The organism is Bacteroidota bacterium (assembly GCA_018831055.1).
Classification (GTDB): Bacteria; Bacteroidota; Bacteroidia; order Bacteroidales; family B18-G4; genus M55B132.
This window is the reverse complement of record JAHJRE010000084.1, coordinates 16,545-32,509: the sequence shown is the minus strand read 5'-3', so window position 1 is coordinate 32,509 and position 15,965 is coordinate 16,545. Positions and strand designations below refer to the sequence as shown.

Below are 15,965 nucleotides of genomic sequence, written 5' to 3'. Positions count from 1 at the left end.
TTTCCCCGAAACATCATTTCCTGCTTTATTCCCTGGTAACTTCCACCCACCGGCCTTCATTCCTGGAAAAAATGGAATGGTCATACATTGCTTCGCTAAGTGTATAAGGCAGGTAATACCGGCCGGGATAATTCGCGATCAGCATAATCGTAAATTTTTTTGACCCGGGGGGAAGATCGAAAAACGTGATCACACGATCGTCACGAACATCACGGTATTTATATTCACTCTCATTACCGCTGCCCTCCAGTCCGGCAAGCCTGTAATTCAAAACTTCCCAGCCGGAAGCCACAACCTGTGAGATGGCCATGTCGGTGTAGGTACCTCTCATGCCAGGATTGGATACTTTCACCTCTGCAAAAAATACCGTTCCCTGGACAAGCCTGGAAACATCCAGTACATTACCATCTTCTCCTTTATATACCACATTCATATTCAAATTTTGCTGCACTGCTGCGGTATATTCACCCAGGGGTATACCCTTTTCGGTTACCTGTGCATAAAGAGCCCCCTCTCCTTTGTTAATAAGGTTAAGCATCCCATAATTTTCTCCCTTTTTCTGAAAATCAACACTATACACTGCAGAAAGAGTTGACACCTCTTCTTTGGGTTGTCCATCAAAGCCATAATCAAACCGGATCCTGGATCCTGCCGGAAGAAAATCGTTTATAAATTTATCAGCGGCAGCGAGGCAAAATGCGCAGGTTTGGGTACTCATCCAGGATCCCGATGACAGAGCGTCGGAAATCTGTCTGAACAGCACTATTGCTTCCGTTTCATCATCTATCGCACACAAGACCATAAGGATAAGAGCCTTATCCCGTAAGCTGGAGCCAAAGCTTTCCGAAAATCCAACATATTCAGGAATATCCGTACTTATGTCTTTGATGAGTGAGGAGGCAGCCTCATCCTGACCAATAACAGCATAGGCCCCGGCCAGCGCCCAGGAAGCCTGCAAAGAGCGTTTTTCATAATTTCGCAGTCGATTCATTGCCCCATATTGAGGAGAACCGGCAAGAGCCAGGGTAAACAACCGGTAGGCCTGGATATAATCATCCTGGGAAATAATCCCATGCCTGTCGCGGCGCAGCGGAGTCCAGTCATCGGAGGCTGTTTTCTGATAATCAACCCACGAAGCCTTCATTCCTTCTGGCAAGGTAAAGCCTTTCTTCTCGGCTTCCATAATAAAGTGTCCTGTATAACTGGTCAGCCAGTCATCAGCATAGGTTTGTCCGGGCCAGAATACAAATCCTCCATTGCTAAGTTGTCTTGAAGCAATCTTACTAATACCGTCTTTTACATTTTTACCCATCTGAGCAGCCTTTTCTCCGGTGACCTCCAAAATTTCACCTACGAAGAGTTGAGGAAAGGCAGAAGATACCAATTGTTCAGTGCAGCCATAGGGATATGAAACGAGGTCATCCAGCCTTTGGCTGAGGCTCATGGGAGGAATCCCACTAACTTCCAGGACACAGGAATTGGTTCCGGGGACACCGGTCAGGGATGGTTTATACTCCCATTCCTCCCCGGCTTTAATTACTTTTGAAAATGTTTCGGTAACAGGTAATGCAGGATTTCTGACAGGAATGTTTATGGTATATTCAGCTGTTTCGTTACCGCTAAACGCGTTAATCCTAACCCAGGCATCACCGGTCATCTTTTTAACTTTCAGCCGGAAATCGATATTTTTCTCTCCTTGTTCCTGAAATATCAATGACTGGGAATCCTTATCCAGGATAAAATGCTCGCTGGCAGCAAGCTTCACACTCACCTGTTCAATTTTTTTATCCATACAAAAGACTGATACCGGCATAATCACCTCCTCATCTGGCCCCAGCACTCTGGGAAGCGTAGCGAGGACCATCAGAGGACTTTTAACCTGTACCGTTTTTTCGATAGCTCCAAATGCCCTTTCATTTCCGGCAACAACCATAAAACGCACAGCACCTGTGTACTCTGGCATTGTGATCTTATGTTCATCGCGCTTGCCCTTTAAGGTATATGGTCCAAGCACTTTAACAACAGGCTTGAAACGGTTTATTCTGGATTTTCCGCTTCTGGCAAGCTCCTCATCCCCGCCGATAGAAAAAATCTTTTCAAACCTGCCTCCATAGGCACCCAAAACATATTCAAACATATCCCAGGTTTTCACTCCCAATGCTTCTCTGGCATAAAACACATCCCAGGGATTGGGGGTCTTGAAACCGGTCAGGTCGAGTAAACCCTCATCAACCATGGCAATGGTGTAAGTCATGTTTCTGTTATTTTTTTCAGAAACGGTTATGGTAAACTCCTGTCCGGGTTTTAACTCTTCAGGTGTTCTAATTTGCGGTTCCAGGATGGTGTTGGCATCTTCAACCATGACAGGGATCACGCCATACATACGAATAGGATGATCGTTACCGGTTTGAGAATGAGGCTGAAGTAACGTCACATAAGCATACACATTGGGGGCCATTTCCGGAGTTACCCTAAAGCTGACATTTGTATTTTCTTCCCGGGTATCGATCCATTCAGCATGGATAACCCCTGAACCGTTTTCAAGGGTGAACAAAGCGCGTCCATTCCCATCCGAAGGGAAGGAGATACGAGCATTCTCACCTGTCTCGTATTTTTCCTTATCCGCTTGAACCAGGAGCACAGCTGCCGCATCTCCCATACCTTCCCTGGAGTTCCCATGCCATCCGGGCCAATCGAAATAAATGGTTTGCCCGCAGCTATGACCACTTATACGATCTTCAACCCGTACGAAATACCGTCCCCAATCGCTTTCACCAACATTAAAGGTAAAGGAGCCTTTACCATCATAGGTACTAATACTTCCTGAAAGATAGGGCACTAAAGAGCTGCTGCTAAAATAGGCTGCCAGGTCGTCGTCGGAGGCATTCCACCACCATCTCCAGTTTACTTTAAACAGGCTGATCTTCAAATCCCTCCTGTTAACGGGCTTACCCATATAATCAACCGAAGCAATTTGCAGATCATAATCTGTACCGGTATATAGCCACATGGATTCTTTTTCCCGGGGTATTTTCACTCCGACAAAGGAACCATACGGAGCATAAGGTATGCTGTTATAGTTTATGCTGAAGTTTCCCCCGGGTTCAAATGCTTTGGTCACGAAATTCGCGGTAAGCATCCCCGGAGCCGAAGAGTGTCCGGGCATTTCCATATTAAAAAAAGCCTTACCCTCTCCATTTGTTTGGCCTTCATAAACATTAACAGGATAAGGGTACCATTCTTTTGAAGGGTCATTGAAAACATAATCCGGGAATCTATCGAATCCCTTACCGGAAGCTGAAACTATCATTTCAACCGATGCTTTCAGGTTTTTTCCAGGGGAACCATGCAGCCATTTAACATCCATGCTTGCTCTGAATAATCCATCAGGGCTGTAAAGTATTGCTTTGTTAAAATTGAGATCAATCTTAAGCCGGTTTGGTTTAATGGTTTCCACCCTTAAACGTTTGGAAAACAAGGCACCTCCAACTTTAACATTGGCCCTCCAGCTTCCCGTAGGCGCATCGGGATCAAGAGGTATAGGAAATGCATAAAAACCACTCACCCCCTTGTTGAGAGTCTTGCTTTTCCATAGCTTACCCAGAGGATCCAGGAGCTCAAGGGTAACCGGGTGTTCATCTGGCAGATCCGAATTTTCTTTGTTCAGTATAAAATTCAGAAACAAAGTATCTCCCGGTCTCCATACACCCCTTTCCCCATATAAAAATCCCTTCAGTCCATCTTCTGTTTTTGAACCTCCAATGTCAAAGCTACTGAGAAGCAAAGAACTACCATCATCAACCCTGAGATATCCTTTCTGCTTCCCTTTGGAGGCAACAAGCAGATAAGGTTTCGATCCGCAGGATATGTTAGCGAATCCATTTGCGTCGGTAGCGGCTTTCGCAATTTCCTGGTTTTGATAATTGTACATTATCACATCTACCTTGCTGATGGGTCTGGTTGAAAGAATATCCGTAACGGCAACGGTAAACTCATTCAAATCGCCAGATTTAGCAATAATACCAAGGTTCGATGCCAGGATATTGCGAACCGGAAACCGGTCGCTGGTATAATAAGACACATCGCATGGATTGTCACGTTCATACCAGTTATAATTATCCGGATAATAATACCAGTAGTAATAGCCATCATCATCCCAATCCATACCCTCAGAATAATCATTATCACCGGAAGTCGCCTCATTGCAGGGATACATTGAATAAGACCTTTTAAACAAAAAGCGAATATTATACACTGCCCCGGGTTCCTGATTGATAAGGGAGGTAAGGTCAAGGGAAAATCGGTTCCACCGGTTATAATCGATGGGTTGGTCAGAAACGAGATCGAGTTTTTTCGTCATAACCGGCCGCCCTACCCTTTTCAGTTCCATATTCTCATCAAAGCGGTTGACCTGGAAAAACTGACCGATATTATCTTCAAATATTCGAATAATCTCCACATCAACAGCCTTTAAGTTAACTGCTTCAAAAGGCAGTATAAGCCCGCCTGTCTCAGACATAATAGCTCCTTTTCCCAGGAAACGGACTTCTGGTTTCAGAGGATCGAAATGCAATTCTGTTTCTTCCTGCAACATCAATGGTTTGGAATCGATATTGAGGATCCCTTTGCCCACGATTAATCTTTTGGAACCCGATTCACGGTTGAGAGGAAAAGCTCTGATTTCGTTTCTTTCCACCAGGTAACGAAGTTTTTCTCCTCCTGCCAGGTAAACCAATCCTGTAAGATCCTGTGTTTTCAGGAGAGGATCGGAGAATCGGATACTGATGTATTGCTCTGGCGACTGCACTACACTTACCCGTGTTACTGTAAATTCTCCGGCAGGGAAAACAGAAATCTCTTCCTTGCCTTTAAAATCGAGGTTTTCCTGACGACCATCCCATGAAATCACCAACAATTGCTCATCATTTTTACGGGGAATACTATCGATCCTGAAACCATGATTAAGGCCATCCGGGGAATGTGTCCAGCGCATTTTCAATTCGGTTCCGTTCAATTCCGCATTTACGATCTTTTCAACAACCTTGTCGTTCATAAAATCAGAGCTGAGCATATATCCGGATAGCCAGACTAATCCTGTTTTATCATAGGTATTGATCCCATCGCTGTAAAGAGACAATGCAGGCTCAATTGTCAGAAAGGAGAATCTGAATTTAATAAGTTTGTTGCTGACCCCGGCAATTTTGCCCAGCTCGAAAACGGCAGTATATTCCGTTCCCGGTCGAAAATCCTTATCCGGCCTGAACTCAATGGTTCTGTCATTCAGGAGTATAACCTGCCCTTTCACATCGGGATTAAAAGTGATAATATCTTTGGGAAGGGCATCTTGCGTAATCTGTAAAGGAAAAGCAAGCACTACCCTTACAGGCGACTTCCTGGAAACCACACCGGAAGTATATGCTGAGATATATTCTGAAAATTCCAGGTCTGACTCAGGAGATGACACACCGGTCCTCTCACAATAGGTCAGCAAGGCCAATAAAACCAGGCCGAAGAGAAAGTTTAAATATTTTTCCATAAATTAGCCGCTTTTCCATCAAACCTACTCCAAAAAAACAACAAATACAAGCCATTGTTAAAAATTGTTAAAACAAAACCGGGTGGCTTTACAAAGAGATAGTTTTTTATTTTTTTTGCACGTAAAATGAATTTTCTATGGATATCATCGTTGAAAATTTAACCAAGACCTACGGCACACAAAAGGCTGTAGATGACATCTCCTTCCGTGTAAGAACGGGTGAGGTGTTAGGGTTCCTGGGGCCGAACGGCGCCGGGAAAACCACTACCATGAAAGCAATCACTACTTTCCTGGTGCCTGAAAATGGCAAGATCAGTATTGGTAATTTCAGTACATCCGCGCAACCGGAAGAGGTAAAGAAACATATCGGGTATCTTCCTGAAAACAACCCTCTTTACACCGAAATGCCTGTGATCGAATATCTTGCTTACACAGCCGAATTATATGGCATACCTAAAGCAAAGGTAAAAGACCGTATCCGGGATATGATCCGTGTGTGCGGGCTGGAAGGAGAAAAACACAAGAATATCGGAGAATTATCCAAAGGTTATCAGCAACGTGTAGGGTTAGCACAGGCATTAATCCATGACCCGGAAGTGCTGATTCTGGATGAGCCCACATCAGGGCTGGACCCCAACCAGATCATTGAGATCCGCGAGCTGATCAAAAGGATTGGAAAGGAAAAAACCGTTATCCTGAGTTCCCATATCCTTGCAGAAGTGGAAGCTACCTGCGACCGGATCATGATAATAAATAAAGGGAAAATCGTTGCCGACGGTACACCGAAAGAACTCAGAAAACACGCCCAGGGCAAGGAGATTCTCCAAATCACCATTGAAGACGGGGAAAAGAATAAGATTTATGAAGCACTAAAAAACCTCGACAGTGTTGAGATGGTTGATTTCATCCGTGACCGTGAGAACTCCTATGAAGTTCAAAGCAAGATAGATGCCTCTTCCCGCAGGAACATATTCGACCTATGTGTTAAAAACCGCTGGGCTCTTACGGAAATGACAGTCTCAGAAACCAAGCTGGAAGATGTGTTCCGTGAATTAACCATGAATTAAAAGGAAAAAGATATACAACCATGAAAAATATCTGGATAATAGCAAAACGTGAACTGGGAATGTTTTTCAATTCCCTGATGGCCTACATCATGATCGTGGCCTTCCTGGGATTTAGCGGGCTATTTACCTGGTTCCTGGGATCCGATGTGTTCTTCATCAAGCAGGCCAGCATGGAATCATTCTTTAATATTGCATACTGGACCTTGTTTTTCTTTATTCCCGGACTAACCATGAGGATGTTTGCGGAGGAGAAGCGATCGGGTACTATAGAATTACTGCTGACAAGACCTGTCACCGACTGGCAGGTTGTGCTGGGAAAATTCCTAGCGACACTGATACTGATCCTCATTGCCCTGGCTTTGACCTTGCCTTATTACATTTCTATCGCCAGTATGGGGCCGGTTGATCATGGAGCAATCTGGACAGGTTATCTGGGTCTGATCCTGATGAGCGCCACCTACATTGCCATTGGACTTTTTACCTCCAGTATCTCCACGAACCAGATTATAGGTTACCTTCTGGCATTGTTCATCGGAATTTTCTTCCAGGTAATCTTTTCCTTTGCTGCCGGTTACCTTACCGGACTGCCGGGACAGATCTTTGATTATCTGAGTGTCTCCACCCATATGGATTCCATTTCGAGGGGAGTGATTGATTCCAGAGACCTGGTTTTCTTCCTGTCATTGATCTTCCTGGGAATGATACTCACGGAAGCTAACCTGGAAAAGAGCAGATTGTAAAACCATCAAGCAAGTGTTTAGCCATGAAGAAAAAACAAAATATTAATTCCAAGAGCCTGCTGATCCTGGTTGTAATCATCCTGATCAATTTTCTTTCGTATCAGTTCTTTTTCAGGATAGACCTGACCGAAGACGGTCAGTATTCTCTCAGCAAGGCAACCAAAGGCATTTTAAAGGATCTCGATGAGACCATCACTATCACCGCCTATTTCACCGGGGATCTGCCTCCCCAGTTTCTGAAGATCAAGAACGACTTCCGTGACCTACTTTCGGAGTATGCAAGTGCTTCAGGAGGCAATATTCTGTATGAATTTGTTGATCCCAACAAGAGCCAGGATATGGAAAACCAGGCCTTGCAAAACGGCATACGACCTGTCATCATTAATGCAAGGGAGAAAGACCAGGTGACCCAGAAAAAGGTTTACCTGGGAGCAGTTCTGCGGCTGGGAGAAGAAAAAGGAATTATCCCGCTTATCCAGCCGGAATCGTCAATGGAGTTTGATCTTTCTACAGCCATCAAAAAGCTTTCCGTGAAAGACAAACCCAAGATCGGGTATATCCAGGGACAAGGAAGTCCTTCGTTGAATGCTCTCCAGCAGGTTAATGAACAGTTGCAGATTCTTTACGATATAGTACCTGTAAATATTGCAGACAGCGGTGTATATCTGGCACCTTACAAGGCTCTTATGATAGTAGCTCCCAGGGATTCCTTCCCACAGAAAGCCCTGAACAACCTTGATAAATATCTTGCCGGTGGAGGTAATCTATTTATAGCTTTAAACCGTGTGGAAGGCGATATGAGCAATGCCACGGGAAAACCCATCAGTACCGGACTTGAAAGCTGGCTGGCAGACAAAGGCATTGTTGTTGAAGACAATTTCATTGTGGATGCCAGTTGTGGAAACGTTAGCGTAAGGCAGCAGCAAATGGGCTTCACCATGACAACAGCCATGCCATTTCCGTATCTTCCGGTTGTGGTAAACTTTGAAAACCATCCCATAACCAAAGGACTGGAATCTGTATTACTGCCTTTTGCAAGCCCTGTCAGCTATAGTGGTGACACCACAGTACAATTCACACCTATTGCATGGTCGAGCAAACAATCCGGCACCCAGGCAACTCCTGTATATTTCGATATCAACAAACGCTGGAACGAAAGCGATTTCACAAGGCCAGGTACGCCTGTTGCAGGTATCGTCAGTGGAAATATTTCAGGAAATACACCCTCGAAAATCGTTATTATCGGAGACGGTGATTTCCCGGTCAATGGTGAAGGGCAACGTGCACAGCAGGTTCAACCGGATAATGTAAGCCTGATGGTTAATTCCGTTGAGTGGCTGACCGATGAGACAGGGCTTATCGGTCTTAGGACCAAGGAAGTGACATCCAGACCACTGGATCAGGTTAGTGATGCAAAAAAAGTACTTATGCGGTGGATGAACTTCCTGGTTCCCATATTAGTGATTGTTATATACGGAATACTGAGATATCAGAGGAGGAGGATTATCCGCTCAAAAAGAATGGAGGAAGGTTATGTTTAGGAAATTAAATACTACAATTTTAATGATTGCGGTCATAATACTGGCCGCAATAGTTGCCCTGGTAACACTTAACCGTAAGGGTGACAGAACCTTCCGGTCACAGGTTCTGGATTTCGAGCCTGATCAGGTTACTCTGATTGAGATCACCGAACCGGGTCAGACTGACCCACTTAAACTGATAAAGACAGATAGCTCATCCTGGACAGTAAAGACGAATGATAAAGAATACATAGGAGATGCGGATGCAATCAATAATGTTCTGCATATGCTTGATAAAATGAAAACAGAAAGTGTTCCTGCCCGAAGCGAAGATAAATGGGAGGAATACCAGGTTGATGAAGCAAACGGGATACGGGTAAGTCTTTATATCGATGACAAAATAATAGATGAGGTACTGATCGGCAAATTCTCTTACAAGGTAGACGATCAACAGAATGCGATGGTAGGAGCACGTCAGAACACCAAAATGACCTCTTATGTCAGGCCGGTTGGAGAGAAAAATATATATGCGCTTGACGGCTTACTTCGAATGAATTTTACCAACGGATCATCGCTTTATAGAAATAAAAACCTTGTAGGCAAAGATTTCGAAGCACTGGAGAAACTTACTTTTGAAAGACCCGGAGCCAGGGACGAATTATCACTGCAAGACAAGAAATGGACTTTGAATGGACAACCGGCCGATTCCGCAGCAACAGTAAAATATCTTCGTTCCATTGCTAAAATGAGAAACTCAGGATTTATTGATACAGTGAGTATTAGCGGAATAGAGCCCATTTACCGTCTTACCCTGGAAGGCGGCTCCTTCCAGCCGGTTTTGATCAGTGCTTATCCCGCCGCCGACACCCTGGGAGTTTATTATATTACTTCCAGTGAAAATCCTGGAAGCATCTGGGACGGAAGCAAAGGAAAACTGTTTGAAAAAATCTTTGAATTCGGAGATCTCAGATAACGGTTCTCCGTTCTCCGATCTTCGATCTTCGATCTCCGATCTCCGATAAAAAAAGAGCTGTTATCCTAACAGCTCTTTTTTTTGGGGTGCAAGATGGGACTTGAACCCACGACCCTCGGAACCACAATCCGATGCTCTAACCAGCTGAGCTACATGCACCGTATTAAAAGGGATGCAAATATACAAAATTTTTGTACCTCCATAATACTGAAAAAGAAATTTTCCATTTACCCATCAAAACCTCTTTGTCTCATTGCCTCAAAAACGATGATAGCTGTGGATGTCGATACATTAAGCGAGTCGATGGCGCCACGCATGGGGATAATGATACCCTGATCGCAGTTTTTAAGCCAGAACTCAGAAAGGCCATCCGCCTCAGTCCCCATGACAATAGCTGAGGCTCCCCGGAAATCAGCCTCATGATATTTCAATCGGGCAGTCAGGTATGCCGCATAAATTATGATACCTCTTTCCCGGAGAAAAGTTAAGGCAGATGCCGAAGATGTCACAGCAATCTGTTGTGAGAACAGACAACCTATGCTTGAACGAACGACATTAGGATTATACAGGTCGGTTCTCGGATTACAGAGAATCACCGCATCAACCCCGGCAGCATCCGCAGTCCGCAGGATTGCCCCAAGATTACCCGGTTTCTCCACAGCTTCAAGAACGACTACCAACGGAGTTGAGGGTAAGTCAAGATCCTTTAAACTGTGATTCCTCGCATGCGCTACACCAAGCACCCCATCACTGTTTTCCCGGTAAGCCAGCTTACTGAATACATGAGCAGATATTTCTATCAAAGGAACACCGATAGCGGAAAACCGTTCCGATACATCGTTAAACTCGCTTGCTTCTCCGATCTCACGACAAACCCACAAAGATTCAAAATCATAACCATGATCAAAGGCCAGCATGATCTCCTTCCGGCCTTCAATGACAAACAAACCTGACTCCTTCCTGTCCCTGGGCTTGGACAACTTCTGCAATTCCCTTACCCTGGGGTTATTCATACTGGTTATGATCACTGACATCGCTTCAGAATTTGAGAATTCCGTTGAATTGCTTCATCGGAAAATAAACCGTAGCTAAATTACTGAATTATCAATAGGGATTTTCAATTATATCCCCCGAAATGATAAGGATATTAAGGATTCAAATCCATCAAACAGACTACAAATATCAAACGCTGTTCTCAAAAGAAATATCTTACATTTATCAAAATTTTGAAATGTTCCTCAGGAAAAGAAAATACGAAGGTAGCGGATCGCTTTCGAGGATAGCATGGAAGCGTTTCAGAAAGAACCGTTTAAGTTATGCGGCATTATGGTTTATTTTTTGCACGATGATCCTGGGAGCATTGGGTTATCAGATCACACCTGACCGTTCACCCTTTGCCAATGACCAGCATATTGAGCTGGCAGCGAAAAAACCCGGATTCAGTTGTCAAATGCTGTTAATTACTAAAAATGAACCATCTGTAAAGACATCCTGGTTCCATACAATGGTATTTGGAGAGAAATATCCCTATTTTTCGATTCCTTTCAACAATTACCAAATTGACAGCCTGATATTAACCATCGATGAATACAGTGATCCGCCGGAAACAGATCCCATTCAGTACAGTTTTGAACTTGCCGATATTGCTTTTCCTCTGGAACCGGGAAAAACGGTGCTTTTGTCGAACGACACGGTTTACATACCGGTTCAGGGAGGGAAAACAGAGATTCTCACCCTGAACGATTTACAGGAAAAGGTAATTAACAATCACATTATCAAAAAGCAGTATTTACTGGGAAGTGACCGTTTCGGACGAGATATGCTCAGTATGTTGCTTATCGGGATACGCGTAAGCTTATCGGTTGGTTTCATCTCCGTACTGATCTCCCTGGTGATAGGAATAACATTGGGTGCGCTTGCCGGTTTTTTCCGGGGTTGGGTTGATCACCTGGTAGTATGGTTTATCAATGTGATCTGGTCTATCCCTACGCTTTTGATGGTTATTGCAATAACATTTGCATTAGGTAAAGGATTCTGGCAGGTGTTTGTAGCGGTAGGGCTAACCATGTGGGTTGAAGTGGCAAGAGTAGTCCGCGGGCAAATACTCAGTTTTCGCGAAAAAGAGTTTGTGGAGGCCGGCAAGGCGCTGGGATTCTCTAATTTCAGGATTATATTCCGGCATATCCTGCCCAACATCATGGGGCCCGTGGTGGTCATATCCTCCGCCAATTTCGCATCCGCCATATTAATAGAAGCCGGTTTGAGTTTTCTGGGAATAGGTGTCCAGCCTCCCATGCCATCGTGGGGAACCATGATCAGGGAAAATTACCCGTATATCATCCTGGATGCAGCCCACCTTGCCATATTCCCCGGACTTGCCATCATGTTCATGGTGCTTGCATTCATGATAATGGGAAACGGTTTAAGAAATGCACTGGATATTAAAATATCACATTAAACTTCATCATGAAGCAGACAGAGGAAATTCAACAATAAAAGAGGATCCCTTGCCTTCTGAACTTTCGCACCAAACCTTACCAGCCATAGCAGTTACATACTTTTTAACTATGGCCAGGCCCAGTCCCGGGTCAGGTTCATCCTGTGAAAGCATGGATTTCTTTTGCTGATACAAATCAAAAACAGCCTCCGTCATATGAGATGGGATGCCCACACCTTCATCTTTTATAACCAACCTTGCTGCTTTCCCCTTCTTAAGCACCAGCACATGGATCTTTTTTCCCGAAGGAGTGAACCGGATAGCATTACTGATCAAATTGTCGACAACCTGCAGAATATAGACTTCATTAAGGTCAGCAAATATGTCGTCCATTTCTTCAACCAGTTCAAGACCAAGTTGTTCCATCGCCAACCTGTGATTTCCCAGGATGTCGGAGACAATGGATCTCAGATTTATCTTTGTGATCTTAAGTTGCAATACCCTTGATTCAATGATATTTACATCAAGTATCTCATTGATCATTTTGTTCATACGAAACAGGGAGCGACGGATCAGGTCCAGATATTCGCGTTGCTCTCCATTGCAATTTTCCTCGTCGGCATAAAGCAGATCAACTATGGTCAGACAACTGGTCAGTGGATTTTTAAGGCCATGAACTACAACACCTATAAGGTTATTCTTTTCTTCGTTAATATTGAGCAACTCAAAATTCTGTTCTTCGAATTTTTGCTTCTGGATCCTGAGGTTTTCACTTTGCTCTTCAATCTCTGCTTTTTGCTTTTGTATCTTAATATAACTCCTTGCAAGTTTTTCCTCCAGTTCGTTCATATATCTGATTCGCTGGATCAATACCCGGAGTATTCCACGCGTTATATCCTTATTTCTGGCAACGAGTTTATCAAAGTCATTCCTGTTGAGTTTATACAGGATAGACTGTTTTTCGGCGGTAACGGAAGCAGATCGGACCTCATCATCAATCAGGGAGTATTCGCCAAACACATTATATTCGGAAAGCCTTGACAAAACGTGGTTTCCATCATGTATCCTAACCTGGCCTTCACCAATAATATACATTGCATCTCCCGGATCACCTTTTTTTATAATATTCTGCTGCCGTTTTACATTAACTTCTTCCAGTACACCGGCAATTTCCTCCAGGAAATGGGATTCCATTTCTTTGAAAATGTCAACTTTTTTGAGAATTTCGATGATTTCGGCCATTTTTATAAAAGTTCGCTTACAGGAAAAGGAAATTCAAAGTTAAAGTTTTCCGGGAAACGGAATGAAATTGTTTTGAATTAAACTACAGCAAAACTCCCTCACAGGAAAGGTCATGCTCCTGCAGGAAATGGCAGGCAAATGCTATAATTTCCGGAAAAAACTGACGGAAATCATTTCCAATATCTTCATAATGAACCTTCAGGTCCTCCACGGCATGATCCATACCCGAGATATGGCCGGTACGCCTGTCCATGCCGGCAAAAACCCTTTCCATTCCCCTGAAATTAGCATAGTTTGAAAGCCAGTCCTGAGAAACCATAAATGGCAGAATTCGCTTCGAACGGCTTGGGAGCATCCTGAAATTATTGATAAGCAACTGATAAACATAAGCAGAATAGGTTTTCAACGGTTTGTTTGAATACCTCTCCCAGTCTTTGGCCAGAAAATGATCGTAAAAAATATCAATGATAATGCCTGAGAACTTTCCATAATTTTCCTGTATTCTGTGCCGGCTTTCCAGGAAAACAGGATGGCTGTCGGTGAAGCTGTCGATCATCCTGTGCAGGCGAATCCCCCTGATCACGAGAGGGGGGAAATTATCGATATGGTTTCCTTTAACGGCATCGGCAAAAAAATTACCCAGAAGCACTTCCGGGTTATTGGCGGAGAGGTAAGAATGGGCAAGAAAATTCAAGGTTTTGAAATTTTCGGCTAAGTTAATTAAATTAATTATAAATAAGCAGGATTAGGCGACAAGTCACAGCAGCAGGAGATATTTTTTTGTTAGATTTGTCGGCAACGCACAACCCATACACAGAATACAAAAGGTATGCAGAAAATACTCTTGCTAGGTGATGAAGCTATTGCCCAGGGGGCAATAGATGCTGGGCTTTCCGGGATCTACGCATATCCGGGCACTCCCAGTACAGAAATAACGGAATATGTTCAGGCTTCGGCTGAAGCACGTGAAAAGGGCATAATAGCCCGGTGGACAGCCAACGAAAAGACGGCAATGGAAGTAGCGCTGGGCATGAGTTATGCCGGTAAGCGTGCAATGGTTTGCATGAAGCATGTAGGTTTGAATGTAGCTGCAGATGCTTTTATCAATTCAGCAATCACCGGTGTCAATGGTGGTTTGCTGGTCGTTTCTGCCGATGATCCCTCCATGCATTCCTCGCAAAACGAGCAGGATTCGAGGTTTTACGGGAAATTTGCCCTTATACCAATCCTGGAACCATCCAACCAGCAGGAAGCATACGACATGGTCTCCTATGGCTTTGATCTTTCGGAAAAACTTGATACTCCTGTTCTATTAAGGATCACAACCCGCCTGGCACATAGCCGGGCTGGTGTAACCCGGATCCCCAATAAGGAGCAAAACCCGATGCAAATACCTTCCGATCCGACTCAATTCATTCTCCTTCCTTCAATTGCAAGGAAAAGATATAAATTATTGCTAAACCGACAGGACGAATTCAGGTATGCTTCGGAAAACTCAGGATTCAACAAATACATCGATCATCCTGACAAGAAACTGGGTATAATCACCACCGGAATCGCTTTTAATTATCTCAGGGAAAACTATCCGGGAGGCAAGGTTCCTCATCCTGTATTAAAAATCGGTCAGTATCCTCTTCCCGAAAAAATGATTCGAAAGATTTATGATGAATGTGAAGAATTGTTGATCATAGAGGAGGGATACCCTTTCGTTGAAGAAATGCTGAAAGGATATCTGGGATATGGCAAAGCCATACATGGCAGGCTGAACGGACGTCTGCCCCGTGATGGAGAATTAAACCCCAACATTGTGGGTAAAGCCTTGGGAATGAATGTGGAGGTAGAAGAATTTATTAATGTTATCATAAAAGGCCGTCCCCCCAAGCTTTGTAAAGGATGTGCCCACCATGATGCTTTCACTGCCTTGAATGAAGCGTTGGAAAAATATACAAAAGGACGCGTATTCTCCGATATCGGCTGTTACACATTGAGTGCCCTTAAACCCCTTGAATCTATTAATTCATGTGTTGATATGGGAGCTTCTATCACCATGGCCGTTGGCGCTGCTGACGCCGGCTTGGTACCGGCTATTGCTGCCATCGGAGATTCTACTTTTACTCATTCAGGAATGACCGGGCTATTGGACGCAGTAAACCATAACTCCCCTATCGTTGTGATGATCCTGGATAATTCAACAACCGGAATGACCGGAGGACAAACCTCCGCCGCCTTTGGTAAGATCGAAGATATTTGTAAAGGGATTGGAGTTAAAGAAGAACATATAAAGGTGATCAAACCTCTTCCCAAATACCATGAAGAAAACGTCAAAGTCATCATGAAGGAACTAGAGTATCCGGGAGTATCGGTTATCATCCCCCGCAGGGAATGTATACAAACACTGAACAAAAGAATGCGGGCAAAGCATAAAGAAAAACAGGAACAACAAGCATAAA

10 protein-coding genes and 1 tRNA gene are annotated in these 15,965 nt (G+C 44.0%); 6 read left to right on the top strand and 5 right to left on the bottom strand.

Annotated elements, in window-relative coordinates; all coding sequences use genetic code 11:
• Window positions 1-25: 25 nt before the first annotated feature.
• Window positions 26-5,536, bottom strand: a complete 5,511-nt coding sequence (locus KKA81_05075; GenBank protein MBU2650285.1) for a hypothetical protein — start codon at window positions 5,534-5,536, stop codon at window positions 26-28.
• Window positions 5,537-5,673: 137 nt separating this feature from the next.
• Here KKA81_05075 and KKA81_05070 point away from each other — a divergent pair, with 137 nt between their 5' ends.
• Genes KKA81_05070 through KKA81_05055 form a run of 4 tightly spaced genes read left to right on the top strand, consistent with a single transcriptional unit; the run spans window position 5,674 to window position 9,836 of the window.
• Window positions 5,674-6,603, top strand: a complete 930-nt coding sequence (locus KKA81_05070) for an ATP-binding cassette domain-containing protein (protein ID MBU2650284.1) — start codon at window positions 5,674-5,676, stop codon at window positions 6,601-6,603.
• A 20-nt stretch (window positions 6,604-6,623) separates the two neighbouring features.
• Window positions 6,624-7,343 carry an ABC transporter permease gene (locus KKA81_05065; protein ID MBU2650283.1) on the top strand — a complete coding sequence of 240 codons (720 nt, stop codon included), beginning with the start codon at window positions 6,624-6,626 and terminating at the stop codon, window positions 7,341-7,343.
• A gap of 23 nt (window positions 7,344-7,366) precedes the next feature.
• Window positions 7,367-8,884 carry a Gldg family protein gene (locus KKA81_05060; protein ID MBU2650282.1) on the top strand — a complete coding sequence of 506 codons (1,518 nt, stop codon included), beginning with the start codon at window positions 7,367-7,369 and terminating at the stop codon, window positions 8,882-8,884.
• Between the two features lie 22 nt (window positions 8,885-8,906).
• Window positions 8,907-9,836: a DUF4340 domain-containing protein gene (locus tag KKA81_05055; protein MBU2650281.1), complete on the top strand. Its 930-nt coding sequence runs from the start codon at window positions 8,907-8,909 to the stop codon at window positions 9,834-9,836.
• Between the two features lie 82 nt (window positions 9,837-9,918).
• Here KKA81_05055 and KKA81_05050 read toward each other — a convergent pair.
• Together KKA81_05050 and KKA81_05045 are read right to left on the bottom strand one after the other, a co-directional pair.
• Window positions 9,919-9,995 (bottom strand) — tRNA-His (locus KKA81_05050).
• A gap of 68 nt (window positions 9,996-10,063) precedes the next feature.
• Window positions 10,064-10,870 carry an RNA methyltransferase gene (locus KKA81_05045; GenBank protein ID MBU2650280.1) on the bottom strand — a complete coding sequence of 269 codons (807 nt, stop codon included), beginning with the start codon at window positions 10,868-10,870 and terminating at the stop codon, window positions 10,064-10,066.
• Between the two features lie 311 nt (window positions 10,871-11,181).
• Between KKA81_05045 and KKA81_05040 the strand changes: the two genes are divergently transcribed.
• On the top strand, window positions 11,182-12,294 hold the full coding sequence (locus KKA81_05040; GenBank protein MBU2650279.1) for an ABC transporter permease: 1,113 nt from the start codon (window positions 11,182-11,184) through the stop codon (window positions 12,292-12,294).
• Between the two features lie 6 nt (window positions 12,295-12,300).
• Here KKA81_05040 and KKA81_05035 read toward each other — a convergent pair whose 3' ends face one another.
• Entirely contained in the window at window positions 12,301-13,515 is a 1,215-nt protein-coding gene (locus tag KKA81_05035) for a cyclic nucleotide-binding domain-containing protein (GenBank protein MBU2650278.1), read from the bottom strand.
• 82 nt (window positions 13,516-13,597) lie between these two features.
• On the bottom strand, window positions 13,598-14,209 hold the full coding sequence (locus KKA81_05030) for a DUF479 domain-containing protein (GenBank protein ID MBU2650277.1): 612 nt from the start codon (window positions 14,207-14,209) through the stop codon (window positions 13,598-13,600).
• A 135-nt stretch (window positions 14,210-14,344) separates the two neighbouring features.
• On the opposite strand from KKA81_05030, the gene KKA81_05025 reads away from it, so the two are divergent.
• Window positions 14,345-15,964 carry an indolepyruvate ferredoxin oxidoreductase gene (locus tag KKA81_05025; GenBank protein MBU2650276.1) on the top strand — a complete coding sequence of 540 codons (1,620 nt, stop codon included), beginning with the start codon at window positions 14,345-14,347 and terminating at the stop codon, window positions 15,962-15,964.
• Window position 15,965 lies beyond the last annotated feature (1 nt).